Annotated in this window: 5 protein-coding genes and 1 riboswitch; of the genes, 1 reads left to right on the top strand and 4 read right to left on the bottom strand. The window is 57.6% G+C overall.

What is annotated here, in order from left to right; translation table 11 throughout:
* Window positions 1–111: 111 nt before the first annotated feature.
* From NI20_RS0103955 to NI20_RS0103940, 4 genes are all read right to left on the bottom strand, one after another.
* Complete coding sequence (locus tag NI20_RS0103955; RefSeq protein ID WP_033120156.1) at window positions 112–1,314, bottom strand: sodium:proton antiporter; 1,203 nt, start codon at window positions 1,312–1,314, stop codon at window positions 112–114.
* A gap of 49 nt (window positions 1,315–1,363) precedes the next feature.
* Window positions 1,364–1,437: riboswitch (Fluoride riboswitch) on the bottom strand.
* A 43-nt stretch (window positions 1,438–1,480) separates the two neighbouring features.
* Window positions 1,481–1,726 (bottom strand): hypothetical protein, encoded by a 246-nt coding sequence (locus tag NI20_RS0103950; RefSeq protein WP_033120155.1) that lies wholly within the window; start codon window positions 1,724–1,726, stop codon window positions 1,481–1,483.
* A gap of 147 nt (window positions 1,727–1,873) precedes the next feature.
* Window positions 1,874–2,053, bottom strand: coding sequence for a hypothetical protein (locus NI20_RS0103945; RefSeq protein WP_033120154.1), 180 nt, complete (start codon window positions 2,051–2,053; stop codon window positions 1,874–1,876).
* A complete protein-coding gene (locus tag NI20_RS0103940; RefSeq protein WP_033120153.1) occupies window positions 2,050–2,598 on the bottom strand; it encodes a DUF1836 domain-containing protein in 549 nt (182 codons plus the stop codon). The genes NI20_RS0103945 and NI20_RS0103940 overlap by 4 nt, the downstream gene beginning before the upstream one ends.
* A 175-nt stretch (window positions 2,599–2,773) precedes the next feature.
* Here NI20_RS0103940 and NI20_RS0103935 point away from each other — a divergent pair, with 175 nt between their 5' ends.
* Window positions 2,774–3,604, top strand: a complete 831-nt coding sequence (locus NI20_RS0103935; RefSeq protein WP_033120152.1) for a DegV family protein — start codon at window positions 2,774–2,776, stop codon at window positions 3,602–3,604.
* Window positions 3,605–3,731: the final 127 nt, after the last annotated feature.

Raw genomic sequence — 3,731 nt, 5'->3', positions numbered from 1 at the left:
ATATCGTTTGTTTGGTACTCCTTTTGGCATAGCAAAACACCCCACTTGTTAGATAGTATACCATACTGTCTAACAAATGGGGTGCAGTTCAAAGCGTCCAAGTCCTTTTCTTTATTCCTCCGCTTTACTCAGCAGCTTCGGCGCGCTCGCGTCCATCAAAAACGCCCCGAGCGGCGCGGTGATGACGATGCCGAGCACCGCGACTGACAGCACGATGCTGCCGCAGGGCAGCCCCGCCGCAAGCGGCACCGAGCCGATGGCCGCCTGCACCGTCGCCTTGGGAAGATAGGCAAACACGCAGTAAAGCCTCTCTTTCGGCGTGAGCGGCGTTCTAACAAGGCAAAGGCACACACCCACGGCGCGGAAAATGAGCGCCGAGAAGATCATGCCGACCGCCGCAAGGCCCACGCCCGCCATATAGCGGATATCGACCGCCGCTCCGACGAGGACGAACAAAATGACCTCCGCCGCCAGCCAGAGCTTGCCGAATTTTTCAGAGAGCCGCTTGGCAACGAACGGCGTGCACTTCATCTTAAGTAAGCACGCCATGCTGACGACCGCGAGCAGGCCCGACACCGGCACGATGCCCTCGAGCCAGCCCTCCGCCGCGATGAGCAGCAGCGAGACCCCCAGCACGATGATGACCTTCATGCTGTTGCGGATGCAGTGCGATCGGGCATAGGCAGTCTCGAAAAAGTGGCTGAGCAACCACCCGACAAGCGCACCCAGCGCAACGCCGAGCACGATCGACGCAGGGATGCTCAAAAAGTCCGCGGCGTTGGCGCTGCCGCCCTGCGCCGTGTGCAGAAACGTTGTAAACAGCACAATGACGAAGATATCGTCGCACGATGCGCCGGCCAGAATCATCTGCGGGATGCTCTTGTCCGTTCCGCGGCCGCTTTCCATCAGCTGCACCATGCGCGGCACGACGACCGCGGGCGACACCGCCGCGAGCACCGAGCCCATGACCGCCGCCTCCACGCGCGTGATGCCAAGAAAGCACGGCGCGAGCATCACATAACCGATGATCTCGCACGTTGCGGGCAGGCACGACATCAGGATTGCCGGACGGCCGACCTTTTTGAGGTCGCCCAAATCGAGCGACAGTCCCGCCTTGAGCAGGATAATAACGAGCGCGAGCTTGCGCAGGTCGGCTGAGATCGACAAAATCGAGCCGTCCAGCACGTTGAGCACGCACGGCCCCAGCAGGATGCCCGTCGCCAGCATGCCGATGATGCGCGGCAGCTTCAGCTTCTGACACAGTGCGGCCAGCGCAAGACCGACCAAAAAGATGAGTGCGAGTGAAGTTAACATAAATTTCCTCCTCCGGACACAAAAAAGCTGATGCCCCCTGTGACCGTTCAAAATCACAGAAGTCATCAGCTCAAAAAAGCGGTTTCGGCAGTGCCGTGGGAGAACCTCATTCCCGATTGCGCAGTATAGCAAAGCGCGGGCAAAAATGCAAGCCCTTTTTCAAAAATCAGCGCTCGAACGTCACCTGATAGGCCCCCAACACCTGCATGCAGGGGATGACGGCGGCATTTTCGACCGTGAAAGCCGCCTTTTCATAGTGCGTCGTCTCCTCTTCGGGGATGGCGGGCAGCGTTTTGCCAAGGCTGACACCGTGCGCGCCGCCTGCAAAGCGCCAGGCGAATTCACAGTCGCAGAATTCCTTGTTTGCTGTGATCTTCTCCGCGGGCACGAGCGTAAACGTACCGTCTTTCAAGTAATAGCAGCCTACGTTGTCCTTTTCCGCAGGGCAGTCGCCCTCGATGCCGACGCCGGTGAACGAGATCGTCAGCTCCGGCAGCGTGAAGGTCGTCTTTTTGCCGTCCTTCGTAAAGGGAACATCGTCCCAGCGACCGATGTTGACTCAGCCGCGATTGTCGGCTTTTTCCGCGGCAGTGTTGAACTCGAGAGCCCCCGTTTTGCCGTCGCGCACCTCCGCGTTGATGCGCAGCACCGGCCGCAGCGAGGCAAAGCCCTCCGTCAGCAGGGCGCGCAGACGGTCCTGCTCCGCGCCGTAGGCCATGACAAACTGTTCAACGGTCATTGCGCTTCCTCTGTTTCCTTTTGTGCGCGCTCCGCGTCTTGCCTCAGCAGCCGCAGATAGGCGTCGAGATAGAGCTTGTGCGTCACGCTTAAAAGTGCCGAGCGCAGCAGTTCCTTTTCATCCGACTCGTCCTGTCCGACGCTTGCAAGATGGTCGCTCGCGCCGAAGACATAGCGGATGAGATTTTCAAATTCCTCGCAGAAGTAGTGATAAGCGGTCGGCAGATCGTAGGTCTCGTGCTGAATGCCGATCAGCGCGCGGATGTCGTCCATCGCGACGACGCTCTTGATGCACGAGACAAAGATGAGGTACGCAATGCTCTCCGCACCGTAGGCCTTTTTCTCTGGCCCGGGGATGATCTTCTGCTTAACATAATTGCTGACCATCGAGGCCGTGATGGGACTGAGCCCGCATCCCGTGATGGATTGATTGACATAACGCGTCACCTGTTCGAGATACAGCCCCACGTCGGGGATCTCCCCGAGCCGCGGGATATGAAAGCTTCGGACAGACTCCGCCAGACGGCTGCGCATATTTTCGTCCATAGCTGCTCCTCCGTTCAAACTGCGTTTTCATCATCTTAAACTTTGGTGAAAAAAATGTCAATAAGTTTTTCAAAAACCGATTGACAGTTATTGAAAATCGTTGTATTGTAGTCAAAGATAATTTCACCTGACAACAGGTTTTTGAATAACCGATTATTTTTTTGGAGGCTTCCCCATGATGAAACTGATCGCCGACTCCTCTGCCAACCTCACGATGCTGGAGGGCGTAACCTATCAGAGCGTGCCCATGACCATCCGCGCCGGCGAGCGCGACTTCGTGGACGATGAAACGCTCGACACACACGAGCTGCTCGACTATCTCGCGGCCCACAACGGCAAATCCAGCACGGCCTGCCCCAGCCTCGACGGCTGGCTCAAGGCGTTCGAGGGCGCGGATGAGATTTTCGTCATTACCATCACAAGCAGCCTGTCCGGCACCTGTGCCTCGGCCATGGCCGCGCGCGACGTGTATCTCCAGTCGCATCCCGAGGTCAAAATTCACATCTTTGACACGCTGAGCACGGGACCGGAGATGCAGTTGCTCGCAGAGAAGCTCGCAGAGCTGCACGCCAAGGGTCTCCCCTTCGATGTGATCTGCGAAAAGGTGCAGGAATATCTTGCCACCACGCACCTCTTCTTCAGTCTTAAGTCCCTGCACAATCTGGCGCAAAACGGCCGCGTCAGCAAAATCGCCGCGGGCGCCATCGGCATTCTCGGCATTCAGATCCTCGCCACCGCAAGTCTTGAGGGCACGATCCAGCCCGTTGAAAAATGCCGCGGCGAAAAAAAGACGTGCGCGGCGATGGTACAGAAACTTCTGGAAGCTGACTACCACGGCGGCAAGGTGCGCATCCACCACGCCGAAAATCCAGAGGCGGCTGAGGCGCTCGCCGCTTCGCTGCGCGGGCACTTTCCCGAAGCAGACATTGAGATCCGTCCCTGCCGTGGTCTTTGCAGCTACTATGCCGAGCGTGGCGGCGTGATCGTCGGTTTTGAGACGATGTAAAACCGAACAGACAGCAAAAAGCAGACGGCCTGCGCGTGAAGTGACCCCAAAAAGTTAGACAATATTCTGAAGTAAAAATTGTTCAAGCAGCTGAAAGGGCTTGCTGTCTGTGAATTGCAGGCGGCAA

The sequence above is a fragment of the Oscillibacter sp. ER4 genome (genome assembly GCF_000765235.1).
GTDB classification, from domain to species: Bacteria; Bacillota; Clostridia; order Oscillospirales; family Oscillospiraceae; genus Hominicoprocola; species Hominicoprocola fusiformis.
The sequence above is the reverse complement of the archived record's forward strand: the minus strand, read 5'-3'. Positions and strand labels throughout refer to the sequence as shown.

Bases quoted from the DNA above. Each gene is read 5' to 3' on its own strand.
- NI20_RS0103945 (WP_033120154.1), bottom strand. From the start codon at position 2,053: ATGACCGTTGAACAGTTTGTCATGGCCTACGGCGCGGAGCAGGACCGT.
- NI20_RS0103955 (WP_033120156.1), bottom strand. From the start codon at position 1,314: ATGTTAACTTCACTCGCACTCATCTTTTTGGTCGGTCTTGCGCTGGCC.
- NI20_RS0103935 (WP_033120152.1), top strand. From the start codon at position 2,774: ATGATGAAACTGATCGCCGACTCCTCTGCCAACCTCACGATGCTGGAG.
- NI20_RS0103940 (WP_033120153.1), bottom strand. From the start codon at position 2,598: ATGGACGAAAATATGCGCAGCCGTCTGGCGGAGTCTGTCCGAAGCTTT.